Raw genomic sequence first — 23,231 nt, forward strand, 5'->3', positions numbered from 1 at the left:
GCGGGCGCAGGTCGGTCCCGCCCGCGACCTCGGGTAGACTGATCCTCGGCTCTCCGCGTGACGGCACCCAGGCCAACTCCCCCAGGGCGGAAACGCAGCAAGGGTAACCGGGCTCTGCCGGGTGCGCGGAGGGTCTTTTCTGTTCCCGGGGGGGCGATCCTGCGTCCCGCGGATGCGGGTCGGCGGCGTCTTCCCGTGGGGTGCACCTCCGCACTAGCCTGGACAGTGTGGCACCCCGACGTGCCGGTCCGCTCGATTCCGCTCTCAGCCACCCGGAGGCTCCGCCGTGCCCGACACCCCCGCCCTCCCCGATCTTCATCGAGCGGCGGCGGTGCTGTTCGATCTGGACGGCGTGCTGACCCCGACCGCCGAGGTGCACATGCACGCGTGGCAGGCGGTGTTCGACGAGGTGTTCACCCTGTGGGGGATCACGCCCGCCTTCACCGACGAGGACTATTTCGCCTACGTCGACGGCAAGAAGCGCTACGACGGGGTGGCCAGCCTGCTGCGCAGCCGCAACGTGGAGATCCCGTGGGGATCCGTCGGCGACGACCCCGAGGTCGACACCGTGTGCGGCATCGGCAACCGCAAGAACGTCGCCTTCTCCGAGGCGCTGCGCCGCGACGGCATCGCGCCGTATCCCGGATCGCTGGCGCTGCTCGAGCGGCTGCGGGCGGACGGTGTGCCGCTCGCGGTCGTGTCCAGCTCCAAGAACGCCGAGGAGGTGCTGGCCACCGCCGGCATCCGCGACTTCTTCACCGTCGTGGTGGACGGCGTGGTGGCCGAGCGCGAGCACCTCGCCTCCAAGCCCGCGCCCGACGTGTTCCGCGTCGGCGCCGAGCGCGTGGGTGTCGATCCCGCCGTCGCGGTGGCCGTCGAGGACGCCACGAGCGGCGTCGCCTCGGCCGCGGCCGCCGGGTACGGCACGGTCATCGGCGTCGACCGCGGCGCCGGATCCGCATCCCTCCTCGCCCACGGCGCGACCGTCGTCGTGGACGACCTCGCCCGTTTCCTTCCCTGAGACCACCCCGCAACGGAGCACTGCATGATCGATCGCGACCTCTTCCCCGTCGATCCCTGGCGTCTTGTCGAGACCCGGTACCCGCACACGGATCCCGGCGTGTCCGAAACGCTGATGGGGCTCGGCAACGGCTATCTCGGCCTGCGCGGAAACCACATCGAGGGGCGCATCGCGCACGAGCACGGCACCTTCATCAACGGCCTGCACGAGACGTGGAAGATCCGCCACGCGGAGCAGGCGTTCGGGTTCGCCGAGGTCGGCCAGACGATCGTGAACGCGCCGGACGCGAAGGTCATGCGCGTGTACGTCGACGACGAGCCGCTGAGCTTCGACGAGGCGGACGTGCGCGAGTACCGCCGGTCGCTCGACTTCCGCACCGGGATCCTCGAGCGCGAGGTGCTCTGGGAGACCCCGTCGGGCAAGCGGGTGCGGATCCGCGACGAGCGGATCGTGTCGTTCGAGGAGCGTCACCTCGCGGTGCTGCGCCTCGAGGTGACCGTCGAGAACGCCGACGCCCCCGTCACGATCTCGTGCCAGCTGCTGAACCGCCAGGACGGTGAGGACGTCTACGGCGGCGTGCCGTCGATGGCGGTCGGATCCCCGGGCGAGGAGGCGGGCTTCGACCCGCGCAAGGCGGAGTGGATCGGCGACCGGGTGCTGCAGCCCGCCGAGTACTGGCAGGAGGGGGAGCGCTCGGCGCTCGCCTACCGGGTGGCGAACTCAGGGATGACCCTCGCCGTGGTCGCCGATCACATCGTCGAGACCGAGAACGAGTACACCGCGCGGCAGCTGGTCGAGCCGGACATCGCGAAGAACGTCTTCCGGGTGCAGGCCAAGGCGGGCGTGCCGACGCGGGTGACCAAGGTCGTCAGCTATCACACCTCGCGCGGCGTGCCCGCACGCGAGCTCATCGACCGCTGCCGGCGCTCCCTGGACCGGGCCGGCGTCGAGGGTGTGGAGGCGCAGTTCGCGAAGCAGGCCGAGTGGCTCACCGCGTTCTGGGAGCGGAGCGACGTGCAGATCTCCGGACATGACGATCTGCAGCAGGCCACGCGCTGGTGCCTGTTCCAGCTCGCGCAGGCCTCGGCGCGCGCCGACGGTGCGGGGGTCTCCGCGAAGGGCGTGTCCGGATCCGGTTACGGCGGGCACTACTTCTGGGACACCGAGGTCTACGTGCTGCCGTTCCTCACCTACACGTCGCCGCGGTTCGCCCGCAACGCCCTGCGCTGCCGGGTGCACATGCTGCCCGCCGCCCGTCGCAGGGCCGGCCAGCTGAACGAGGGCGGGGCGCTGTTCCCGTGGCGCACCATCAACGGCGAGGAGGCCTCCGCCTACTACGCCGCCGGCACCGCGCAGTACCACATCAACGCCGACGTCAGCTATGCGCTCGGCAAGTACGTGCGCGCCACGGGCGACGACGAGTTCCTCCATCGCGAGGGCGTCGACATCGCGGTGGAGACCGCGCGGATGTGGGCCACGCTCGGGTTCTGGCGTCGTGGCGGCGTCGATGCGCCGACGTTCCACATCCACGGCGTGACCGGCCCGGACGAGTACACGACGGTCGTGAACGACAACCTGTTCACGAACGTGATGGCCCGCTACAACCTGCGCTTCGCCGCCCGGGTCGTGCGGGAGATGGCGGACGACGCGCCCGAGGCGTACGAGGCGGCTGTGGAGCGCCTGCGGATCGACCCGTCGGAGGTCGAGCAGTGGGAGCGCGCGGCCGACGCGCTGCACATCCCGTTCAGCCCGGCGCTGGGGATCCACCCGCAGGACTCGCTGTTCCTGGAGCGCGAGGTGTGGGATCTGCCCGCGACCCCGCCCGAGCAGCGCCCGCTGCTGCTGCATTTCCACCCGCTGGTGATCTATCGGTTCCAGGTGCTGAAGCAGGCCGACGTGGTGCTCGCGCTGTTCCTGCAGGGCAACCACTTCACGGAGGCGGAGAAACTCGCCGACTTCGAGTACTACGACCCGCTGACCACGGGAGACTCGACACTGTCCGCCGTGGTGCAGTCGATTCTCGCGGCGGAGGTCGGATATCAGGATCTCGCATACGAGTACTTCCTGCACTCGATCTTCGTCGACCTCGGAGATCTGCACAGCAACACCGCGGACGGCGTGCATGTGGCCTCCGCGGGCGGCGTGTGGACCGCGCTCGTGAGCGGCTTCGGCGGAATGCGCGACCACGACGGCGAGCTCAGCTTCGACCCGCGCCTGCCGGTCGACTGGCCCGAGCTGTCGTTCCCGCTGCAGTGGCACGGATCCTCCCTGCAGGTCACCGTGACCGCCGGCGAGCTGCTCGTCGAGGTGCGCTCCGGCGATCCTGTCGCGTTCTTCGTCCGCGGCCAGGAGTGGACCGCGCAGGTCTCGGCTCCGGCGCACGTGCCGCTCACGCATCAGGGCCCGCTCATCCCGGGCCGGCCGGAGTTCGGCACCCGATCGCGCCGTGAGGACGGCACGATCCTTTCGCCGACTGTCCCCACCACGTCCGCGATCCCGATCATCGGCTTCGTCGGCGAATCGGGGGAGTGACGCTTCGCTCCGAGTTTGGGCGCGGTTCGGCCGTGTGCGCTTCGCTCGGACTTGTGCGCTTCGCTCGGACGGATCCCCGGGATCCGGTCCGCGTGAAGCGCACATCTCCGAGGCAGGCGCTCGCGCCGACGGCGGCATTTCGGCGGTCCGATGCGGTGACGGGATCCGCACCGGTCCCAATGTCGGAGGCACGCTCTAGGCTGGACCGGTGAGCACAGCCCTGTACCGCCGCTACCGGCCCGAGAACTTCGGGGAGATGATCGGGCAGTCGCAGGTGACCGATCCGCTCATGACGGCGCTGCGCGGTGATCGGGTCGGCCACGCCTATCTCTTCTCCGGCCCGCGCGGGTGCGGCAAGACCACGTCCGCGCGCATCCTGGCGCGCTGCCTGAACTGCGCCGAGGGCCCCACCGACACGCCCTGCGGCGTCTGCCCGAGCTGCGTCGAGCTGTCCCGCGACGGGGGCGGATCCCTCGACGTCGTCGAGATCGACGCGGCCAGCCACAACGGCGTCGATGACGCCCGCGACCTGCGCGAGCGGGCCACCTTCGCGCCGAGCCGCGACCGGTTCAAGATCTTCATCCTGGACGAGGCGCACATGGTGACGCCGCAGGGCTTCAACGCGCTGCTGAAGCTCGTCGAGGAGCCGCCGCCGCACATCAAGTTCATCTTCGCGACCACCGAGCCCGAGAAGGTGCTCGGCACGATCCGCTCCCGCACGCACCACTACCCGTTCCGGCTGGTGCCGCCCGCGGCGATGCTCGCGTACGTCGAGAAGCTGTGCGCAGAAGAGGGCGTGACCGTTGCGCAGGGCGTGCTGCCGCTCGTCGTGCGGGCGGGCGGCGGATCGCCTCGCGACACCCTGTCGCTGCTGGACCAGCTCATCGCCGGATCCGATCCCTCGAGTGACTCCGGGGCCGTGGAAGTCGCCTACGAGCGCGCGGTCGCGCTGCTCGGCTACACGCACTCCGCCCTGCTCGACGAGATCGTCGACGCGCTCGCCGCGGGGGATGCCGCCTCGGCATTCCCGGCGATCGACCGGGTGGTGCAGACGGGGCAGGATCCGCGGCGCTTCGTCGATGACCTGCTGGAGCGGCTGCGCGACCTGATCGTGATCGCCGCCGTCGGCGACGGGGCCTCCGCCGTGCTGCGCGGCGTACCCGAGGACGAGTTGACCCGGATGCGGTCGCAGGCCGCCGCGTTCGGCGGCGTGCGGCTCTCCCGCGCCGCCGACCTGGTGAGCTCCGCGCTCGACGACATGACGGGCGCGACCTCTCCGCGCCTGCACCTCGAACTTCTCGTGGCGCGCGTGCTGTCCGCGCTCGCGCCGGCCGCGGACGCTCCGGCCGCGGAGGGCGTGGCCGTGGTCGCTCCGGGGGATGGCCGCGTTTCGTCTCGGTCGGCTTCGCCGTCCTCGCTCAACGACCCCGAACGGGCCGTTCCCGCTCCGGTCTCCGTCCCCGAACGGGCTGCCTCCGCCCCGGTCGCCGTCCCCGAAGAGGACGCGTCCGCCCCGATCGCCGCGTCCGCTCCTGTCGACATCGATCGGATCCGCGCGGTCTGGCCCGCTGTGCTCGGCCGGGTCGAGAAGCTCAGCCGCGGATCCTGGCTCGTGGTCACCGCGGTCCAGCCCCTGGCCTTCGCCGCCGACACCGAGGTGCTCACCCTCGGCTTCCCCGGCCCGAACGACGTCGCGCGGTTCAAGGGCACGACGCCCGGCAGCGGGCCGTCCGATCACCTGCGCACCGCGATCGAGGCCGAGCTGGCGGTGACGGTGAAGTACCGTCCCGCGCCCCTGCCCGCGGAGGCTCCGGAGCGGAAGTTAGACGAGGGCGGGAAGGCCCCGCGACCCTCCGAACCGGCTGCTGCCCCCGCGGTTCCGTCCCCGCCCGGCGGCACCGGGCTCGCTGCGCCTGCGTCGAACGGTCGGGCATCCGCCACCGCGGCCCCCGTCACGGAGTGGGCGGTCGCGACGATCCCGCAGGACGCCCCCGAAACCGAGTCGACGTCCGAGCCGGCATCTGCGACGCCGGTCGCCGTCGCGGCCGCGCCGCTCGTGGCGCAGCTCCCCGTCGACGAGGAGCCCGCCGACGTCGAGGCGATGCCCGCCTCGGGGTGGTACGAGCCGGTGCACGACGGAGACGTGCTCGACGATGAACCGCCCTTCCCGGACGATGCCGACGCCCCCGGTCCCGACTCGGATCCGGGTCCGTACCGGGGTGCTCCGGAACCGGCGACCGTCCCCGCGGCCGCGATCCCGAACACCCCGGTGCCCGCCCCGCCGGCGCCCGCCCCGGCGGCACCTGCTGCCGCAGCCCCCGCGCGAACACCCCGCTCGGGTGCCCCCGGCGTCCAGCGCTACGGCGAGGCCGTGGTCCGTCAGGTGCTCGGTGCCACCTTCCTGCGCGAAGAGGCCTACGAGCCTCAGACGCGGTTCCAATGATCCACGACGCTTCCCTGAGACTTACGAGGTCCATCTAGATGTACGACGGCATCGTCCAGGAGCTGATCGACGAGTTCGGCCGCCTGCCGGGCATCGGCCCGAAGTCCGCTCAGCGCATCACGTTCCACATCCTGCAGACGCCCTCCTTCGATGTGAAGCGGCTCGCCGAGCTGCTCTCCGAGGTGCGCGAGAGGGTGCGCTTCTGCGAGATCTGCGGCAACGTCTCGGAGCAGGAGCGCTGCGCGATCTGCCGCGATCCGCGCCGCAGTGCGGCCACCATCTGCGTGGTCGAGGACGCGAAGGATGTCGCGGCGATCGAGCGCACCCGTGAGTTCCGCGGGCTCTACCACGTGCTCGGCGGCGCGATCAGCCCGATCGCGGGCATCGGTCCCGACGACCTGCGCATCGCGCAGCTGATGACACGTCTCGCCGACGGCACGGTGCAGGAGGTGATCCTCGCGACCAACCCGAACCTCGAGGGCGAGGCGACGGCGAGCTATCTCAGCCGTCTGCTCGTCAGCATGCAGATCACCGTGTCGCGCCTCGCCTCCGGCCTGCCCGTCGGCGGCGACCTGGAGTACGCCGACGAGGTCACGCTGGGCCGCGCCTTCGAGGGCCGGCGCGTCCTGTGAGCGGCACCGGCTTCGGCCGCCGCGGCTGGCTGCTGTTCGGGGCGATGTGCCTGCTCTGGGGCGTGCCGTACCTGTTCATCAGCATCGCGGTGGAGTCGTTCTCGCCGCCGTCCATCGTCGCGGGGCGCACGCTGATCGCCGCGCTCCTGCTGCTCCCGTTCGCGATTCGGAGCGGCGCGCTGAAGGCCGCCTGGAAGGTGTGGCCCTGGGTGCTCGCGTTCGGGCTGGTCGAGATGGGCGGACCCTTCCTGCTCCTCGGCAACGCGGAGCAGTCGCTGCCGTCGGGGCTCACCGGGCTCCTGGTCGCGACCGTCCCGCTGTTCGCCGCGCTCATCGCGCTCGGCGGCGGGGATCGCGGGGTGCTCGCGCCGGCACGTCTGATCGGCCTGCTCGTCGGATTCGTCGGCGTGGGCGTCGTCGTCGCGGGCCCCGGGCTCTCCGGCGGAAAGGTCGATCTCCTCGCCGCGGGGGAGGTGCTGTTCGTCGCCGTGCTCTACGCGACGGCCCCGTTCATCGTCGCGCGCAAGCTCGGCGACGTGCCCTCGATGGGGACGATCACGCTCGCGCTGCTGTTCATCGGGATCCTCTACCTGCCGATCGCCCTGCTCACGCAGCACGAGGTGCCGACGGCGCCGTCGATCGTCGCGCTGATCGCGCTCGCGGTGATCTGCACCGCGGTCGCGTTCCTCGCGTTCTTCGCCCTCATCAAGGAGGTCGGCCCGGTCCGTGCGCCGCTGTTCACCTACGTCAACCCGATCATCGCGATCATCCTCGGCGCGATCGTGCTCACCGAGCCGCTGACCGTGGGCCTGCTGATCGGGTTCCCCCTGGTGATCATCGGCTGCTGGTTCGCCGGAACCGGCGGACGGCTGCGCCCCAGGGCAGCCGACGATGCGGCCGCCCTGGCCCAGGCCGCCGCACCGCCCGAGGTCACGACGCCCGGCGGATCCCCTTCCACAGGGTGATCAGCAGCAGCACGAACCCCGCGCTGATGAGGATGTGGCCCGCACCGGCGATCCCCGGAATGGCCTTCGACGCCTCGACCTTGAGCACCTCGAGGATGCCGTGCCACGTCATCATGGCCGCGGTCAGCAGCAGGCCGACGTTGTAGATCCAGAAGAACCAGCGGAACAGCTTGCTCGCGGAGAGCCGGAACGCCTTCTCCAGGACCAGCACGATCAGCATGACCAGGGCGCCGACGGCGAGCAGGTGCGTGTGCACGATGGCGAGCTGCCCGGTGAAGCCGTCCGGGAAACCGTGGGCCTTCGTGAACTCGCGGTAGAAGAGGCCCATGATCAGGCCGAGTGCGATCCAGGTCACGGATGCCCAGAAGAGCTGGGTGAGCGCACGGCGCTGCACGGCGGGCGCGGGGGAAGCGGCGGAGGCCGGGGCGGCGGAGTCGGAGGAAGTGGTCATGCTGCCAGCTTGCCGCGCCGAGCGCCAGCGCGCATCCATCGAAGGATCGACAGCGTGTATTGGCCGAACACCCCTCCGACCGGGGAGAATCGGAGGATGACCGAGCCCGCAGCCGCCACCGCCCGCTGGCGGATGCTGCGCGGCGCCCGCTTCGCCCTCCACCTCATCACGGTCGTGCTGGTGGTCGTGACGACGGTGCGTGCGGGGACGGAGGGCGAGCTGCTGCCCCTGCTGCTCGCCGCGTCGGTCTATCTGGCCTGGTACGGCGCGGGAGCGGGCTTCGCCCACCAGCGCGCCGCCGGCTGGTGGATGCTGGGCCTCTTCGCCATCTGGATCGGGATGCTCGTGCTGTCGCCGGAGTTCGTGTGGCTGGCATTTCCGCTGCTGCTGCTGGCCGGGCACGTGCTGCGCCGGCCGTGGTCGCCGGTGTTCGTGATCGCGGTGCTCGCCGCCTCGATCATCGCGCCCATGCTGCATCCGGGCGGGGTGCAGCCGGGGACCACGCTCGCGCACCTGATCGGACCCCTCGTCGGCGGCGGCTTCGCCTACGCCGTCTCGCTCGGCTACGACGCCATGCTCCGGGACGCCGCGGAGCGAGAGCGTCTCATCGACTCGCTGCTGCGGGCCCAGAGCGAAGCCGAGCGGCTGCACGAGGAGCTCGTCTCCAGCCAGCGCGAGGCCGGAGCCACCCGCGAACGCACCCGGCTGGCCCGCGACCTGCACGACACGATCGCGCAGGAGCTCAGCACGATCGTGCTGCTCGCCCGGGTCGAGGATCCGGGCGGCTCGTCGTCCGAGAACCCGCGGCCGAGGAACATCGCCCAGATCGAGGAGCTCGCCCAGCACTCGCTCACCGACCTGCGCCGGATCGTCGCCGCGCTCGCGCCCGCGGATCTCGACGAGTCCGCCCTGGCCGGCGCCCTCGCCCGCATGCTCGACGCCCTGCACGACGACGAGGGCACGACCGTGCAGCTGCGGGTCGATCCGGATCTGCCCGTGCTGACCACCCCCACGGAGGTCGCGTTCCTCCGCGTCGCCCAGTCCGCGCTCGCGAACGTGCGCCAGCATGCCGGGGCGCAGGCGGTCGAGGTCGCGCTCGAGGCGGACGGCGGATCCGTGCGGCTGAGCATCGCCGATGACGGGGTGGGGTTCGATGCCGACGCCCGTCCGTCCGATGCGTCGTACGGGCTGGCCGCGATGCGCTCGCGCCTGCGCGAGGGCGGCGGCGATCTGGCGGTGACGACCGCGCCGGGGGCGGGCACCACGATCGCGGCGACGCTGCCGCTGCCGGCGGGCGCGGCACGCGCCGCGCGGAGCGACCGAGGGGAGGCGCAGTGAGGATCCGGCTCATCATCGTGGACGACCATCCGATCGTCCGGGCGGGGATCCGCGCGGTCGTCGAGGCCCGCGGGTTCGAGGTGCTCGCCGAGGTCGGCACCGGCGAGGCGGCTGTGGAGTCGGCGCGCGAGTTGCATCCCGACGTGGTGCTGTGCGACCTACGACTCGGCGAGGGCATGGACGGCGTGGCCACGACCGCGGCGCTGCGGGCATTGCCGGATCCGCCGGCCGTGCTCATCCTCACCACGTTCGACCACGATGCGCAGATCGTCCGCGCGGTCGAGGCGGGTGCCGCGGGTTACCTGCTGAAGGAGGTCGGAGTCGAGGTCATCTCCCGAGCGATCGTGGACGCCGCGGCGGGATCCGTCGTGCTCACCCCCGGCGGCGACGAACGGCTCGTGGCGGCGCTGCGCGCACCCCGGGTCGACCTGACGGCGCGGGAGCGGGACGTCATCGCCCTCGTCGCCGAAGGACTCAGCAACCGGGAGATCGCGACGAGGCTGTTCGTCAGCGAGGCGACCGTGAAGACCCACGTCGTGCACCTGCTCGACAAGCTGGACGCAGACAGCCGCACGGGCGCGGTCTCCGAGGCGCACAGACGCGGCCTGCTCTGAACGCCGACACATACCGGAAGCGGCATGGATCCCGCTCGTAGAATGACCCATGGCGCGCCGACCCCGGCGCCCGGCATCCCCCAGGAGTGACCCGTGGCCCTCATCGTGCAGAAGTACGGCGGCTCGTCCGTCGCCGACGCAGAGAGCATCAAGCGCGTCGCGAAGCGCATCGTGGACACCCGGCGTGGCGGGCACGACGTGGTCGTGGCCGTGAGCGCGATGGGCGACACCACGGACGAGCTGCTCGACCTGGCCGCGCAGGTCGCCCCGATCCCCGCGCCGCGCGAACTCGACATGCTCCTGTCCAGCGGCGAGCGCATCTCGATGGCGCTGCTGGCGATGGCGATCCACTCGATGGGCTTCGACGCCCGCTCCTTCACCGGCCCGCAGGCGGGCATGCGCACCGACAGCCGGCACGGATCCGCGCGCATCGTCGAGGTCACCCCGACCCGGCTGCGTGAGGCGCTCGACGAGGGCGCGATCGTGATCGTCGCCGGCTTCCAGGGCATCAACGACGACACGCAGGACATCACCACCCTCGGCCGCGGCGGATCCGACACCACGGCCGTCGCCCTGGCCGCAGCCCTGGACGCGGACGTCTGCGAGATCTACAGTGACGTCGACGGCATCTTCACGGCGGATCCGCGAGTGGTCCCGCTCGCGCACAAGCTCGCGCACGTGACCAGCGAGGAGATGCTCGAGCTCGCCGCGAACGGCGCCAAAGTGCTCTACATCCGCGCCGTCGAGTACGCCCGCCGGCACGGTGTCCTGATCCACGCCCGCTCGAGCTTCACCGCGAACGAGGGCACGTACGTTCTGGGCGAGGGCATGAAGCACCCTCGCGAATCCGAGGGAGAAGCCATGGAAGAGCCGATCGTCGCCGGTGTCGCCACCGATCTCAGCCAGGCCAAGGTCACCGTCGCCGGCGTGCCCGACGTCCCGGGCAAGGCAGCCGAGATCTTCAAGATCGTCGCGAAGTCCGGCGCGAACGTCGACATGATCGTGCAGAACGTGTCGGCGGCGTCCACCGGCCGCACCGACATCTCGTTCACGCTGCCCAAGTCCGACGCGTCCGCGGCGCTCAAGGCGCTCGCCGCCGAGCAGTCCGAGGTCGGCTTCGAGAGTCTGCTGCACGACGATCAGATCGGCAAGCTGTCGGTCGTGGGCGCCGGCATGCGGTCGCACTCCGGTGTCTCCGCCATCCTCTTCGAGGCGCTGTCGACCGCGGGCGTGAACCTGGAGATGATCTCGACCTCGGAGATCCGGATCTCCGTGGTCGTGCGCGGTGACGAGCTCGCCGAGGCCGCCCGCGTCGTGCACGCGGCCTACGGCCTGGACGGCGAGGTCGAGACCGTCGTCGCCGCCGGGACCGGTCGCTGACACCACACGGCGCCAGGCCCCCCGCCGACCCGGTAGAATCGCCGAAACCCTGACATCGGCGCCAGGCGCGGACTGATCCGCCACACCCGGCGACCGCGCCTCCGTCTCGTCCGCCTGGCAGCACGCCACGGCACGTAGCTGAGGAAGCACCCCATGACCCGCATCTCCGACTCAGGATTCTCCGTCGCCATCGTCGGCGCCACCGGCCAGGTGGGCACCGTGATGCGCGACATCCTCGCGGAGCGCTCGTTCCCGATCCGCGAGCTACGCCTGTTCGCGTCTGCCCGCTCGGCCGGCACGGCGATCGACTTCGGCGGCGTCTCGGTGATTGTGGAAGACGTCGAGACCGCGGATCCCGCCGGTGTCGAGATCGCGCTGTTCTCCGCCGGCGCCACGGCGAGCCGCGCCTACGCGCCGCGTTTCGCTGCCGCCGGTGCGGTGGTCGTGGACAACTCCAGCGCCTGGCGGATGGATCCCGAGGTGCCGCTCGTGGTGAGCGAGGTGAACCCCGAGGCCATCGCGGACACGCCCAAGGGCATCATCGCCAACCCGAACTGCACCACGATGGCGGCGATGCCGGTGCTCAAGGCGCTGCACGCGGAGGCGGGGCTGGAGCGGCTCATCGTGAGCACGTTCCAGGCCGTGAGCGGATCCGGCCTCGCCGGCGCCCAGGAGCTGCTCGGCCAGGTCGAGGGTGTGCTCGCGCAGGGCGACACGCTGCGGCTCGTGCACGACGGATCCTCCGTCGACTTCCCGCAGCCGGAGAAGTACGTCGCCCCGATCGCGTTCGACGTGATCCCGCTCGCCGGATCCATCGTCGATGACGGACTGAACGAGACCGACGAGGAGAAGAAGCTCCGCAACGAGAGCCGCAAGATCCTCGACCTGCCCGACCTGCGCGTCGCCGGCACCTGCGTGCGCGTGCCGGTCTTCACCGGGCACTCGCTCTCGATCAATGTCGAGTTCGCGAACGACATCACCCCGCAGCGCGCCTACGAGGTGCTGGCCGCCGCGCCCGGCGTGGTTGTCGAAGAGGTTCCCACGCCGCTGTATGCCGCGGGCAAGGACCCGAGCTTCGTCGGCAGGATCCGCGCCGACCAGTCGGCTCCGGAGGGCAAGGGCCTCGTGCTCTTCATCAGCAACGACAACCTCCGCAAGGGCGCCGCGCTGAACGCCGTCCAGGTCGCCGAGCTGGTCGCGGAGCGACTCTCCGCCCGCCTCAGCGCCTGACGTACATCCCGGCGAATATCGGCGGCGGGATGGCCGCCACGGCGAATCATCGCACGCTCGGGGGCAACTAGACTGGTCGAGTGACTGAATCCGTCGACGTCGTCCTCATCGGCGGTGGCATCATGAGCGCCACCCTGGGAACCCTGCTCCGCGAACTTCAGCCCGACTGGAAGGTCGTGGCTTTCGAGCGCCTGAGCGAGGTGGCCGAGGAGAGTTCGAACGCGTGGAACAACGCGGGCACGGGGCACGCGGCCCTGTGCGAGCTGAACTACATGCCCGAGGGGCCGGGCGGCGCGCTCGACCCGGCGAAGGCGGTCGGCATCAACGAGCAGTTCCAGCTCAGCCGTCAGCTGTGGTCGACGCTCGTCGACCGGGGCGTGCTCGACGCCCCCTCCACGTTCATCAACTCCACGCCGCACATGACGTTCGTGCGCGGCCAGAAGGACGTCGACTACCTGCGCCGGCGCTACGAGGTCCTCAAGCAGCAGCCGCTGTTCGCGGGGATCGAGTTCAGCGAGGACTCCCGCGTCATCAACCAGTGGGCGCCCCTGCTCATGGAGCAGCGCCGCAAGGGCGAGCCGTTCGCGGCCACGCGCACCCCGAGCGGCACCGACGTCGACTTCGGATCCCTCACCCGTCAGCTCTTCGATCACCTCACCGAGGACGAGAACTTCACGCTGCTGCGCAACCACGAGGTCCGCAAGCTCAAGAAGCAGCAGGACGGCACCTGGCTCGTCAAGTACCGCAACAGCCTCGGCCGCACCCCCAACGAGATCAAGGCGCGCTTCGTGTTCGTGGGAGCCGGCGGCTGGGCGCTCAAGCTGCTGCAGGGATCCGGGATCTCCGAGATCGAGGGCTACGGCTGCTTCCCGATCGGCGGACAGTGGCTGAAGACCTCCGACCCGAAGATCGTCGCCAAGCACCAGGCGAAGGTCTACTCGCAGGCGCCGGTCGGCGCTCCGCCGATGTCGGTGCCGCACCTCGACACCCGCGTCGTCGACGGCCAGGCGAGCCTGCTGTTCGGCCCGTTCGCGACGTTCAGCCCGAAGTTCCTCAAGCAGGGCGGGATGCTCGACATCGTCACGCAGGTGCGCCCGCACAACCTCGGCAGCATGCTCAAGGTGGCCTTCACCAACTTCGACCTGATCAAGTACCTGGTCAGCGAACTGCTCAAGACCCACCACCGCAAGGTGTCGACCCTGCGCGAGTTCATGCCCACCGCGCAGGACGGCGACTGGGAGCTGCTGCAGGCCGGTCAGCGCGCACAGGTGATGAAGGGCGGCAAGCTGCAGTTCGGCACCGAGGTCGTCGCCGCCGCCGACGGATCCATCGCCGGTCTTCTGGGCGCCTCGCCGGGTGCGTCGACGGCCGTGCCGGTCATGCTCGATGTGCTGCAGCGCTGCTTCCCCGCGCAGTACGCGGAGTGGGAGCCGAAGCTGCAGGCGCTCATCCCGACGCTCGGCGAGAAGCTGAACGAGGACGCCGCGGACGCCCGCGCCTCGATGGCGTCCACCGCGAAGACGCTCGACCTGACCGCCTGAGCGCGCCGTGGCCAAGCTGTACTTCCGCTACGGGGCGATGAACTCCGGCAAGAGCACCGCGCTGCTGCAGGCCGCCTATAACTACGAGGAGCGCGGCCAGCATGTGCTGCTGGCCAAGCCCGCGATCGATACCAAGGGCGCCTCGCAGATCGAGAGCCGACTCGGGATGACCCGTGAGGCCGATTTCCTGATCGGCGCGGACGACGGTGCGAGGGCGGTGTTCCACCGCGAGCGCGAGAGGGTCCGGCGCACCGGGTTCGACGTGGCCTGCCTGCTCATCGACGAGGCGCAGTTCCTCACGCCGGATCAGGTCGACGATCTTTTCCGCGTCGCCGTCGAGGACGACATCCCCGTGCTGGCGTACGGGATCCGCAACGACTTCCGCACGCACGCGTTCCCCGGATCCGGTCGGCTGCTCGCGATCGCGCACACGCTCGAGGAGCTGAAGACGATCTGCCGCTGCGGGCGCAAGGCCGTGTTCAACGGCCGCCGGATCGGCGACCGATTCGTGTTCGACGGCGATCAGGTCGCGATCGACGGCGCCTCGGTCGCCTACGAGTCGCTCTGCGGCCACTGCTACCTCCAGGAGTCCGCCGGCCGCCTCGGCTGACCACATCCCTCCCACCTCGCCTCCCTTCTTTCGAGTCGTCCCCGTCAGCGCGCCCTATAGCGTGCACTGACGGGGACGACTCGTCGGTAGCGGGGCGGGTTGCGTGGTCTGACCACACGGCCTAAACTGTGGTCAGACCACAGGAGGATCGATGCCCGCTCCCGGCGATGCGCCCGCGCGCACCTGGCGTGCCGTGCTGCAGCACGTCGAGCAGCGGCTGCTCGACGGCGCGGTCGGGCCCGGCGACAGGTTGCCCTCGGAGCGCGATCTCGCGGCCGAGCTCGGCGTCGGCCGCTCCAGCGTGCGCGAGGCGCTTCGGGTGCTCGAGGTGATGGGGCTGATCCGCACGTCGACGGGATCCGGGCCGCAGGCCGGCGCGATCGTCATCGCGGCCCCGGGCGGAGGCCTGTCCGCTCTGCTGCGGCTGCAGGTCGCCGCGCACGGCTTCCCGATCGCCGACGTCGTCGGCACGCGCCTCATCCTCGAGCAGGCAGTCGTCACGGCCCTTGCCGCGGGGGAGTGCGACACGACTGCGGTGCACCGGATCCTCGACGCGATGGACGAGCATCTCGACCCCGCCGACTTCCTCGCCCTCGACGCCCAGCTGCACCTCGCCCTGGCCGAGGCGAGCGGCAACGCCGTCGTCGCCGCGATGATGACGGGGCTCCGCGACAGCATCGAATCGTATGTCCTGGCGGGATCCGACCGGGTCCAGGACTGGCAGGGCATGGCGGATCGGCTCCGCGCCGAGCATCGCGACATCGTCCGTGCGATCGAAGAGGGCCGGGCCGAGGCCGCGGCTGCTCTGGTCCGCGACCACATCACCGGCTACTACGCGGCGACCGGCCTGGCCGACGCCGACCAGACGACCCACTGACCGAGAGGACACTCCCGTGACCCAGCGCACCGTGCAGCGCCAGCTGCCCAACCCCGCCGAGATCTTCGAGCTGATGAAGTTCAAGGCACCCGAGCTCGACGGCGCCAAGCGCCGTCTCGAGGGAGCGCTGACGATCTCCGATCTGCGCACGATCGCGAAGCGCCGCACCCCCAAGGCGGCCTTCGACTACACCGACGGCGCCGCTGAGGGCGAGCTGTCGCTGGCCCGCGCCCGACAGGCGTTCGAGGACATCGAATTCCACCCCGGGGTGCTCGCTCCCGCCCCCGAGCTGGACACGTCCACCACGATCCTGGGCGGGCCGAGCGCGCTGCCGTTCGGGATCGCGCCGACCGGGTTCACCCGCCTCATGCAGACCGAGGGCGAGTTCGCCGGGGCCGGTGCTGCCGCCGCTGCCGGGATCCCGTTCACGCTCTCGACGCTCGGCACGACGTCGATCGAGGACGTGAAGAAGACCAACCCCGACGGGCGCAACTGGTTTCAGCTGTACGTCATGCGCGACCGCGAGATCTCCTACGGGCTCACCCGCCGTGCCGCTGAGGCCGGCTTCGACACGCTCATGTTCACGGTCGACACTCCGGTCGCCGGTGCGCGCCTGCGGGACAAGCGCAATGGCTTCTCGATCCCGCCGCAGCTCACCCTCGGCACGATCGTCAACGCGATCCCGCGGCCATGGTGGTGGATCGACTTCCTCACGACGCCGAAGCTCGAGTTCGCCTCGCTGTCGACGACGGGCGGCACCGTCGGCGAGCTGTTGGATGCGGCGATGGATCCTACGATCAGCTATGACGACCTCGACGTGATCCGGGGCATCTGGCCCGGCAAGCTCATCGTGAAGGGCGTGCAGACCGTGGAGGACGCGGTGCGGCTCAAAGACACTCACGGTGTGGACGGCGTCGTGCTCTCCAACCACGGCGGCCGTCAGCTCGACCGTGCGCCGATCCCGTTCCACCTGCTGCCGCGGGTGCGCCGAGCGGTCGGCGACGACTTCACGGTCATGGTCGACACCGGCATCATGAACGGCGCCGACATCGTCGCCGCGGTCGCGCTCGGCGCCGACTTCACCCTCATCGGCCGGGCCTACCTGTACGGGCTGATGGCGGGCGGGCGCCGTGGCGTCGACCGCACGATCGCGATCCTGCGCAGCGAGATCGAGCGGACCATGCGCCTGCTCGGCGTCTCGTCGCTCGCCGAGCTCGAACCCCGCCACGTCACCCAGCTCACCCGGATGGTGCCGGTCGCGGCAACCCTGTCCACCGCTGCGGAGGCAGCCGCAGGCTGATCGCGCCGAACGCGGATCCGCCCTACCCGCGGGGTGTGCCCGCGGTGAGATGGATAATGTCGCTCCCACTCCCTTACGGGCAACGAAATCCATCTTCCCGGGAGCGGCCTCGGGCGTGGGAGATGGAAAACGCGACTACTCGGGCGCGGGGAGCACCGTTTTCCATCCCGCGAGGGGCGTACCGGCCGTCAGAGCGTCGGCAGCAGCGCGTCCAGGTGGTCGGCGGTGTCCTCCCAGCCCTCCACGGCCACGCAGGGCACGCCGAGGGCCTTGACCGGGTAGTCGTTGCCGCCCTCGTCGAGACGGTCGCCGTAGAACAGCATCTCCGCGAACGGGATCCCGCAGCGCTCGGCAAGTTCGGTCATGCCGTAGGCCTTGTCGATGCCGGCGAGGGTGATGTCGATCGAGGTGGATCCGCCCGAACGCACCTCGAGGTCGGGCACCCGGGCTGCGACGGCATCGCGCAGCGCTGCCCGCTTGGAGCCGTCCGGATCCCAGGCCTTCTTCGCGTCGTGCGGAGCCTTCTGGCCCAGCGCCGAGAACGTGATCTGAGAGCCGCGGTCCTCGAGGATGGGGCCCCACGTCTCGCTCTCCCAGAGTCCGAGACGGGCGGCCTCCTCCTCGAGTGCGGTGAGCGCGGCGGTCTTCTGCGTATCGCTCAGATCGCGTGCGTAGACGAGGGAGAAGGCGGATCCGTCGTGGCGCAGGTAACGGGTGCCGCAGGTCGGCAGCAGATGGATCCGTCCCAGCAACGAGGCGTCGGTGCTGTCGAGCTTCGAGATGACCTGGGTGCGGAACTGCTCCTCGTTGCCGCCGGAGATGATCGCCACCTCCACGCGCTCGGCGAGGGCGAGCAGCAGTGCGGCGATGCGCGGGTCGATCGCGCTCTTCGAGGGGGCGAGGGTGTCGTCGAGGTCGAAGGCGACCAGGCGGGGCGTCGTCATAGCTGTTCCAGCGTAGAGGGTGTCTCTGAGAGGCGGCGGACGGGGCATCGAGCGATGAGGGCAAGAGGAAAGGGACCGATCCGATGGATCGATCCCTTCCTCGTGCTGTCGGGGTGACAGGATTTGAACCTGCGGCCTCTTCGTCCCGAACGAAGCGCGCTACCAAGCTGCGCCACACCCCGCGACAACCGTTCAAGTCTATACGGAAACGAGCCGGGGGCCGAATCGAGGTGGGAGCCCGCGCGTGGCGGGAGGAATCCGCTGGGTGTGGGGTGGACGTCAGCTGCCGGGCACCCATTCGACGTTCATGTCGGGACGGATCACCACGGTCTCGCCCGGCTGGAGGGCGTGGTCGCCCCGGTCGGAGCCGATGTGGTTGTACCGCCCGACCATGAGCGGGTTCGTGCAGAGACGGTCGCCGACGGTCCACGTGTTGTCGCCGGAAGCGGCCGTGTAGCTGACGATCTCGCCTGCGGCGTCACGGTTCACGGTGCCGGTCGCACCCGGGGCCGATCCGCGATCTTCGGGATCTCCGATGAGCCTGCCGTAGCTGTGGGCGTTCACGTCGAAGATCTCGATCTTCGAATAGGTCGTGCACCCCTTCGGGAGCTCGCTGACCTTCACGCTGATCCCGTCCCCGAGCCAGATGACTCGGTCCGGGTCGGCGCTCGGCGTGGACGTCGGCGCCGGTGTCCGCTGTGGCGCGCTTGGCGCGGTCGGCTGAACGTGACTCGACTTCGCGACGGCCGAGATGACAGGCGATGCGGCGAGAGCCATGAGCCCGGCGACGGCGAGCCCGGCCACCGTGACGGTGATGATCGCGGCGCGCTTCATGTCGAGAGCCTAACTCGTGCGCGGACAGGCCGGCAGGCTGACCAACCAATCAGCCACGTGTCGGGAACCGGGAGAAACCTCATCTCCACCCCGCGCAGTCGATGCTCGGGCCGAGGGAACGTCAGGCCCGGGGCAGCAGCGTCAGCAGCGTCGCCTCGGGGCGGCACGCGAAGCGGATCGGCGCGTAGATCGAGTGACCGCAGCCGGCGCTCACGTTCAGCGGCACGGAGCGGCCTGCGTGCGTCCAGGTGCTCAGGCCCTTCGCCTGCTTGAGCGGGATGTCGCAGTTCGCCACGATCGCGCCGAATCCGGGGATGCACACCTGGCCGCCGTGCGTGTGGCCGCCGAGGATCGCGTCCGCGCCCAGATCGGTGAACGCGTTCAGCACGCGCTGGTAGGGGGCGTGCGTGACGCCCAGCACCGGGACGCCGGCCGGGCGGGCACCCAGGGCGTCGATCGCGGGGGGCAGGTCGTCGAGTTCGTCCCAGTCACGGTGGGCGTCGTCGACGCCGAACAGATCGATCCGCTCACCCGCCACCGTCAGGGTTGCGGCGGCGTTGTTCAGATCCGTCCAGCCGAGCTCGTCCGTGAAGAACCGGTCCATCGCGGCCGTGTCGAGCTTCGGCGCTGTCGCGACCCGCGCCGACGGTCCCATGAAGTAGCGGAACGGGTTGCGCGGCGACGGCGCATGCACGTCGTTCGAGCCGTGCACGAACACGCCAGGCACACCGGCGAACGGCGCGAAGGCGGCCCGGATGCCCTCCAGCCCGTTCTCATGGCCCAGATTGTCGCCGGTGTTCACGACGAGGTCGGGGCGCAACTCGGCGAGCGAGGCGAGCCAGCGCTGCTTGCGGTGCTGCCACGGCGCCATGTGCGCGTCCGAGACATGCAGGATCCGGATCGGCCGAGATCCCGCCGGAAGGGAGCGGGCGGTCGCGTGCCGCAGCGTGAACAGGTAGCGCTCGATGCCGATGCCCCAGGTCGCCGCTGCGACGCCGGCGGCCCCCACCGCACCGAGTGCGATGAGGGCCGAACGAGCCGGGGTAGCGACCGGCACTGCTAGCAGTTCTTCTTCACGTAGTTCAGCGTCACCGTCGAGCCCTTCGGAGCGACCGTGTTGGCCGCCGGGCTCGATGCCGAGACCGTTCCGGTGTCGTCGCCGTTGCCCGGCGTGCAGGTGCCCTTCGCCGCTTGGAAACCGGCCTTCTGCAGCGCGCTCGCCGCGTCGGCCATGATCATGCCCACCACATTCGGGACGGTGGAGCCCTGTCCGTTGCTCGGCGAGATCGTGATCGTGCTTCCGGTCACGACCTGGCCGGGGCCCGGATCCTGCGCCGCGACCTGATCGGTCGGCAGGTTGCTCGGAACCGCCGCACCCACGCTCACGCTGAAGCCTGCGCCCTCAAGCGTCTGCGTCGCCTGATCCACGGTCTGGCCGATCACGCTCGGCAGGTTGGAGTACGACTGCTTGAGCAGGCTCTGCACGGGCGGCGGGAACGCGTCACTGCCGTAGAGGCTGTCCGCTTCCCCCTGGATCGCCTTGCCGAGGTAGTAGCGGATGTTCGGGACGTTGTTGTCCTTGGTGTAGAACTCGTAGATGTTGGCGAGCCCGGTGGACTGTCCGACCCAGATTCCCGTCGCGATCTTGGTGCTCGACATCATCAGCATCGTCTGATCGTTGTTGTTCGTTCCGGTCTTTCCGATCAGCTCTGTGCCGTCGCCCGGGTTCGCCTGGGACCCAGTACCGCCCCTGGTCATGACGCCCTGAAGCGCATACGCGGCGGTTGCGGCGATATCCGGCTGGATGACCTGGGTGCAGGTCGTCGGCGGGAGCTTGAGCTCGGAGCCGTCAGGGCCGGTGATCTTGTCGATCGCGTGCGGGTCGCAGCGGACGCCCTTGTTCCCGATCGCGGCGTAGACCGAAGCCATGTCCAGAGGCGCGATTGCCTTCGAGCCCAGCACGTCGAAGGGCTGCGGGCCCGGATCCTTCACCGTCCCGTCGGGGTAGTAGGTGGCGACGCGGGAGTTGACCGGGTCCATGCTGCCCAGGTGCACGCCAACGCGGGCCGCGACGTCGTTGATCTCGCACAGATCGAGCTTCGCGGCCATCGCGAGGAAGCCGCTGTTCAGCGACGCCGCAGTGAACTCCATCGGGGTGCCGACGTAGCCGCGCGCGTTCTGGAAGTTCTGGACGTCCGAGGTCATCGGGATCGATTTCGTGCCGCAGTGCATCGTCTGCCGCCTGAGGTTTCCGTCCACCCTCTCATTGAGCGAGTGCCCCTTCTCGAGCCAGTCCAGAAGGGTGAACACCTTGTACGTCGATCCGACGGCGAAGCCGGTGGATCCGCCGTGGGCGTAGTCGGCCGCGTAGACCAGAGAGGTCTGGCCCGTCGCCGCGACGTCACCCGCCTCCTCGCTGAAGGTGGTGTTCTGCGCCATCGTCAGGATGCGCCCCGTCGACGCCTCGATGTTCGTCGCTGCCGCGCCGAACGCGATCCCGGGAATCGTGGGAGTGGTGTTGTCCGCCATCGCCTGGAGAACCGTGCCCTGCAGCGGCGCGGACAGGCTGGTGTAGACGTTCAGGCCGCCGCGGTACAGCTTGTCCTGGCGAGCGGCCGAACCTGCCGTCCCCAGAACGCTGTCCAGCGACGGGTCGGTGAACAGCGTCTCTTTCACGTACTGGCAGAAGTACGCGTTGCCGGCTGCCGCTGCGCAGCCCTGGCTGGGCGTCTGAATGTTCGGGGTGATCGGCTGCTTGTCGGCCTCGTCGAACTGCGCCTGGGTGATCTTGCCATTGGCCAGCATGCGGCTCAGCACGTAGTGACGACGGACGAGGGTGTCCTTGAATCCGTCCTTAGGCGAGTTCTCGCAGTTCTTGCCGCTCGAATCGCAGATCGTCGGATCCTGCAGGTCGATCCGGAACGCGTTCGGGTTCTGCACCATGCCGGCGAGGGTCGCCGCCTGCGCGAGCGAGAGGTTCGCGGCCGAGACGCCGAAGTAGCGGTTCGCCGCGGCCTCGATGCCGTAGGTCGTGCCGCCGAAGTTCGCGAGGTTGAGGTAGCCGATCAGGATGTCGTTCTTGGAGTACTTCTTCTCGATCGCCGTCGCGTAGCGGATCTCCTGCAGCTTGCGGGCAATGCCGGCGCTGCCGACCGTCGTGGCTGCGTCTTGCCAGCACTTGTTGAGCTTCGCGTCGCGCGTCGCCTGCGCGTCGCTCAGCGGCACGCTCTGCTCGCACTCCTGCAACAGCACGTTCTTCACGTACTGCTGGCTGATGGAGGATCCGCCGTTGCTCGCGGAACCACTCACGTTGCCGACGACAGCCTTGAGCGTGCCGACGATGTCGATACCGCCGTGCGAGTAGAAGTTCTTGTCCTCGCTCGAGAGGAGAGCGTCGTAGAGCACCGGCGCGACCTGATCGAACGTCACGGGGATGCGGTTCTGATCGAAGAACCGGGCCATCACCTGCGGCTGCCCATTGGCGTCGTTGGCGTAGATCGTGGTCGGCTGCATCGGCCGATCGACGGTGAGGTTCGAGGGGAGGTTCTCGAACAGGTCGATCGATTGCGTGGCAGCGGCGCCGGTCACGGCGAACACCGGCGTGACAGTGGCCGTGACGAGCACACCGGCGACGACACTGAGACCGACGAGGCCGGCCAGGCCGCTGAGCACACCGGTGAGCGTGCGTTTGGTCTGAGGCATACGCTTGATCGTAGGGGAGTTCCCTGAACGCAAACTTTGACGCGCCTGCGTGTGCGTCCCCATCCTCCGGGAGTGCCATGACCACGTGGGAATACCTCACGACGCCGCTGCTGATCCACAACACCGCCGCGATCCTGAACAACTGGGGCAAGCAGGGGTGGGAGTTGGTGCAGGTGGTGACCGGCCCCGAAGGGGGACTGGTCGCCTATCTCAAGCGCCCGGTCGGAGGCGACGCCGCCTCCGCGAACACCGGCCTCGGCGCCGCGGCGGAAGCCGCCCGTCAATTCGAAGGAGAATGAGCATGACCGTCAGCGCCCGACTCGCCGAACTCGGCATCGAACTCCCGTCCGTCGCCGCCCCCGTGGCCGCCTATGTGCCCGCACGCGTGCACGACGGCCTGGTGCACACGTCCGGCCAGCTGCCGTTCGTGGCTGGATCCCTGCCCGCCACCGGCAAGGTGGGAGCGGCCGTCTCCGCGGAGGACGCCAAGGCCCTCGCCCGCCTCTGCGCGCTGAACGCGGTCGCCGCAGCGGCAGACGCGGCCGGCGGTGTGGACCGTCTGGGTGGAGTGCTCCGGGTGGGGGGCTTCGTCGCCTCGGATCCGTCGTTCTCCGGCCAGCCGGGCGTGATCAACGGCGCCAGCGAGGTGCTCGGTGAGATCTTCGGCGACGCCGGACGCCACGTGCGCGCGGCCGTCGGCGTGGCCGTGCTGCCGCTGGACAGCCCGGTCGAGGTCGAGGTCACCTTCACGCTCGCCTGAGCTCAGGCCCCGCCGCACGGCGGGATGGAAAACGCACCCGGAACGACGTTCTCGGGT

The 23,231-nt window shown here is 70.0% G+C and carries 20 protein-coding genes, 1 tRNA gene and 1 other RNA gene; 16 read left to right on the forward strand and 6 right to left on the reverse strand.

The window, feature by feature from the left end:
- Positions 1–44 precede the first annotated feature (44 nt).
- From ffs to ABD882_RS11065, 6 genes are all read left to right on the forward strand, one after another.
- Positions 45–141: signal recognition particle sRNA small type (ffs, locus tag ABD882_RS11040), an RNA gene on the forward strand.
- Positions 142–286: 145 nt separating this feature from the next.
- Positions 287–1,021 carry a beta-phosphoglucomutase family hydrolase gene (locus tag ABD882_RS11045; RefSeq protein ID WP_345186902.1) on the forward strand — a complete coding sequence of 245 codons (735 nt, stop codon included), beginning with the start codon at positions 287–289 and terminating at the stop codon, positions 1,019–1,021.
- Between the two features lie 24 nt (positions 1,022–1,045).
- On the forward strand, positions 1,046–3,553 hold the full coding sequence (locus ABD882_RS11050; RefSeq protein ID WP_345186903.1) for a glycoside hydrolase family 65 protein: 2,508 nt from the start codon (positions 1,046–1,048) through the stop codon (positions 3,551–3,553).
- A 208-nt stretch (positions 3,554–3,761) separates the two neighbouring features.
- A complete protein-coding gene (locus tag ABD882_RS11055) occupies positions 3,762–5,996 on the forward strand; it encodes a DNA polymerase III subunit gamma and tau (protein WP_345186905.1) in 2,235 nt (744 codons plus the stop codon).
- Between the two features lie 38 nt (positions 5,997–6,034).
- Positions 6,035–6,628, forward strand: a complete 594-nt coding sequence (gene recR / locus ABD882_RS11060; protein ID WP_345186906.1) for a recombination mediator RecR — start codon at positions 6,035–6,037, stop codon at positions 6,626–6,628.
- The gene (locus ABD882_RS11065) at positions 6,625–7,593 is read left to right on the forward strand and encodes a DMT family transporter (RefSeq protein WP_345186908.1); all 969 of its coding nucleotides are present in this window, start codon (positions 6,625–6,627) and stop codon (positions 7,591–7,593) included. Before recR ends, ABD882_RS11065 begins: the two co-directional genes overlap by 4 nt.
- Here ABD882_RS11065 and ABD882_RS11070 read toward each other — a convergent pair.
- Complete coding sequence (locus ABD882_RS11070; RefSeq protein WP_345186910.1) at positions 7,559–8,044, reverse strand: DUF2871 domain-containing protein; 486 nt, start codon at positions 8,042–8,044, stop codon at positions 7,559–7,561. The genes ABD882_RS11065 and ABD882_RS11070 overlap by 35 nt on opposite strands.
- A 96-nt stretch (positions 8,045–8,140) precedes the next feature.
- Here ABD882_RS11070 and ABD882_RS11075 point away from each other — a divergent pair, with 96 nt between their 5' ends.
- The 8 genes from ABD882_RS11075 (at position 8,141) to ABD882_RS11110 (ending at position 16,934) form a co-directional block, all read left to right on the forward strand.
- The gene (locus ABD882_RS11075) at positions 8,141–9,382 is read left to right on the forward strand and encodes a sensor histidine kinase (protein WP_345186911.1); all 1,242 of its coding nucleotides are present in this window, start codon (positions 8,141–8,143) and stop codon (positions 9,380–9,382) included.
- Positions 9,379–9,996, forward strand: coding sequence for a response regulator (locus ABD882_RS11080; protein WP_345186913.1), 618 nt, complete (start codon positions 9,379–9,381; stop codon positions 9,994–9,996). The genes ABD882_RS11075 and ABD882_RS11080 overlap by 4 nt, the downstream gene beginning before the upstream one ends.
- A gap of 93 nt (positions 9,997–10,089) precedes the next feature.
- On the forward strand, positions 10,090–11,376 hold the full coding sequence (locus ABD882_RS11085) for an aspartate kinase (protein ID WP_345186915.1): 1,287 nt from the start codon (positions 10,090–10,092) through the stop codon (positions 11,374–11,376).
- Between the two features lie 153 nt (positions 11,377–11,529).
- Positions 11,530–12,606 carry an aspartate-semialdehyde dehydrogenase gene (locus ABD882_RS11090; RefSeq protein WP_345186917.1) on the forward strand — a complete coding sequence of 359 codons (1,077 nt, stop codon included), beginning with the start codon at positions 11,530–11,532 and terminating at the stop codon, positions 12,604–12,606.
- 80 nt (positions 12,607–12,686) lie between these two features.
- On the forward strand, positions 12,687–14,147 hold the full coding sequence (gene mqo, locus ABD882_RS11095) for a malate dehydrogenase (quinone) (protein ID WP_345186920.1): 1,461 nt from the start codon (positions 12,687–12,689) through the stop codon (positions 14,145–14,147).
- 7 nt (positions 14,148–14,154) lie between these two features.
- Positions 14,155–14,757, forward strand: coding sequence for a thymidine kinase (locus ABD882_RS11100; protein WP_345186921.1), 603 nt, complete (start codon positions 14,155–14,157; stop codon positions 14,755–14,757).
- Positions 14,758–14,908: 151 nt separating this feature from the next.
- Entirely contained in the window at positions 14,909–15,634 is a 726-nt protein-coding gene (locus ABD882_RS11105; protein ID WP_345186923.1) for a FadR/GntR family transcriptional regulator, read from the forward strand.
- Positions 15,635–15,707: 73 nt separating this feature from the next.
- Positions 15,708–16,934, forward strand: a complete 1,227-nt coding sequence (locus ABD882_RS11110; protein WP_345186961.1) for an alpha-hydroxy acid oxidase — start codon at positions 15,708–15,710, stop codon at positions 16,932–16,934.
- Positions 16,935–17,122: 188 nt separating this feature from the next.
- On the opposite strand, the gene ABD882_RS11115 is transcribed toward ABD882_RS11110, so the two are convergent.
- From ABD882_RS11115 to ABD882_RS11135, 5 genes are all read right to left on the reverse strand, one after another.
- Positions 17,123–17,878, reverse strand: a complete 756-nt coding sequence (locus ABD882_RS11115; RefSeq protein ID WP_345186925.1) for an HAD-IIB family hydrolase — start codon at positions 17,876–17,878, stop codon at positions 17,123–17,125.
- 108 nt (positions 17,879–17,986) lie between these two features.
- Positions 17,987–18,060, reverse strand: a tRNA-Pro gene (locus ABD882_RS11120).
- 97 nt (positions 18,061–18,157) lie between these two features.
- Positions 18,158–18,712: a hypothetical protein gene (locus ABD882_RS11125; protein ID WP_345186926.1), complete on the reverse strand. Its 555-nt coding sequence runs from the start codon at positions 18,710–18,712 to the stop codon at positions 18,158–18,160.
- A 121-nt stretch (positions 18,713–18,833) separates the two neighbouring features.
- Entirely contained in the window at positions 18,834–19,769 is a 936-nt protein-coding gene (locus ABD882_RS11130; protein ID WP_345186928.1) for a metallophosphoesterase, read from the reverse strand.
- Between the two features lie 2 nt (positions 19,770–19,771).
- Complete coding sequence (locus ABD882_RS11135; protein WP_345186930.1) at positions 19,772–22,414, reverse strand: transglycosylase domain-containing protein; 2,643 nt, start codon at positions 22,412–22,414, stop codon at positions 19,772–19,774.
- 77 nt (positions 22,415–22,491) lie between these two features.
- Between ABD882_RS11135 and sp36 the strand changes: the two genes are divergently transcribed.
- Both sp36 and ABD882_RS11145 read left to right on the forward strand, forming a co-directional pair.
- Positions 22,492–22,713 carry a Sp36 family protein gene (gene sp36 / locus ABD882_RS11140; protein ID WP_345186933.1) on the forward strand — a complete coding sequence of 74 codons (222 nt, stop codon included), beginning with the start codon at positions 22,492–22,494 and terminating at the stop codon, positions 22,711–22,713.
- A gap of 2 nt (positions 22,714–22,715) precedes the next feature.
- On the forward strand, positions 22,716–23,174 hold the full coding sequence (locus tag ABD882_RS11145) for a RidA family protein (RefSeq protein ID WP_345186935.1): 459 nt from the start codon (positions 22,716–22,718) through the stop codon (positions 23,172–23,174).
- The last annotated feature ends 57 nt before the right edge of the window (positions 23,175–23,231 follow it).

The organism is Microbacterium panaciterrae, assembly GCF_039541635.1.
GTDB lineage: Bacteria > Actinomycetota > Actinomycetes > Actinomycetales > Microbacteriaceae > Microbacterium > Microbacterium panaciterrae.

Coding starts and splice junctions, on each gene's coding strand:
- ABD882_RS11050 (WP_345186903.1), top strand. CDS start 1,046: ATGATCGATCGCGACCTCTTCCCCGTCGATCCCTGGCGTCTTGTCGAG.
- ABD882_RS11090 (WP_345186917.1), top strand. CDS start 11,530: ATGACCCGCATCTCCGACTCAGGATTCTCCGTCGCCATCGTCGGCGCC.
- ABD882_RS11125 (WP_345186926.1), bottom strand. CDS start 18,712: ATGAAGCGCGCCGCGATCATCACCGTCACGGTGGCCGGGCTCGCCGTC.
- recR (WP_345186906.1), top strand. CDS start 6,035: ATGTACGACGGCATCGTCCAGGAGCTGATCGACGAGTTCGGCCGCCTG.
- ABD882_RS11135 (WP_345186930.1), bottom strand. CDS start 22,414: ATGCCTCAGACCAAACGCACGCTCACCGGTGTGCTCAGCGGCCTGGCC.
- ABD882_RS11070 (WP_345186910.1), bottom strand. CDS start 8,044: ATGACCACTTCCTCCGACTCCGCCGCCCCGGCCTCCGCCGCTTCCCCC.
- ABD882_RS11105 (WP_345186923.1), top strand. CDS start 14,909: ATGCCCGCTCCCGGCGATGCGCCCGCGCGCACCTGGCGTGCCGTGCTG.
- ABD882_RS11145 (WP_345186935.1), top strand. CDS start 22,716: ATGACCGTCAGCGCCCGACTCGCCGAACTCGGCATCGAACTCCCGTCC.
- ABD882_RS11110 (WP_345186961.1), top strand. CDS start 15,708: ATGAAGTTCAAGGCACCCGAGCTCGACGGCGCCAAGCGCCGTCTCGAG.
- ABD882_RS11075 (WP_345186911.1), top strand. CDS start 8,141: ATGACCGAGCCCGCAGCCGCCACCGCCCGCTGGCGGATGCTGCGCGGC.
- sp36 (WP_345186933.1), top strand. CDS start 22,492: ATGACCACGTGGGAATACCTCACGACGCCGCTGCTGATCCACAACACC.
- ABD882_RS11115 (WP_345186925.1), bottom strand. CDS start 17,878: ATGACGACGCCCCGCCTGGTCGCCTTCGACCTCGACGACACCCTCGCC.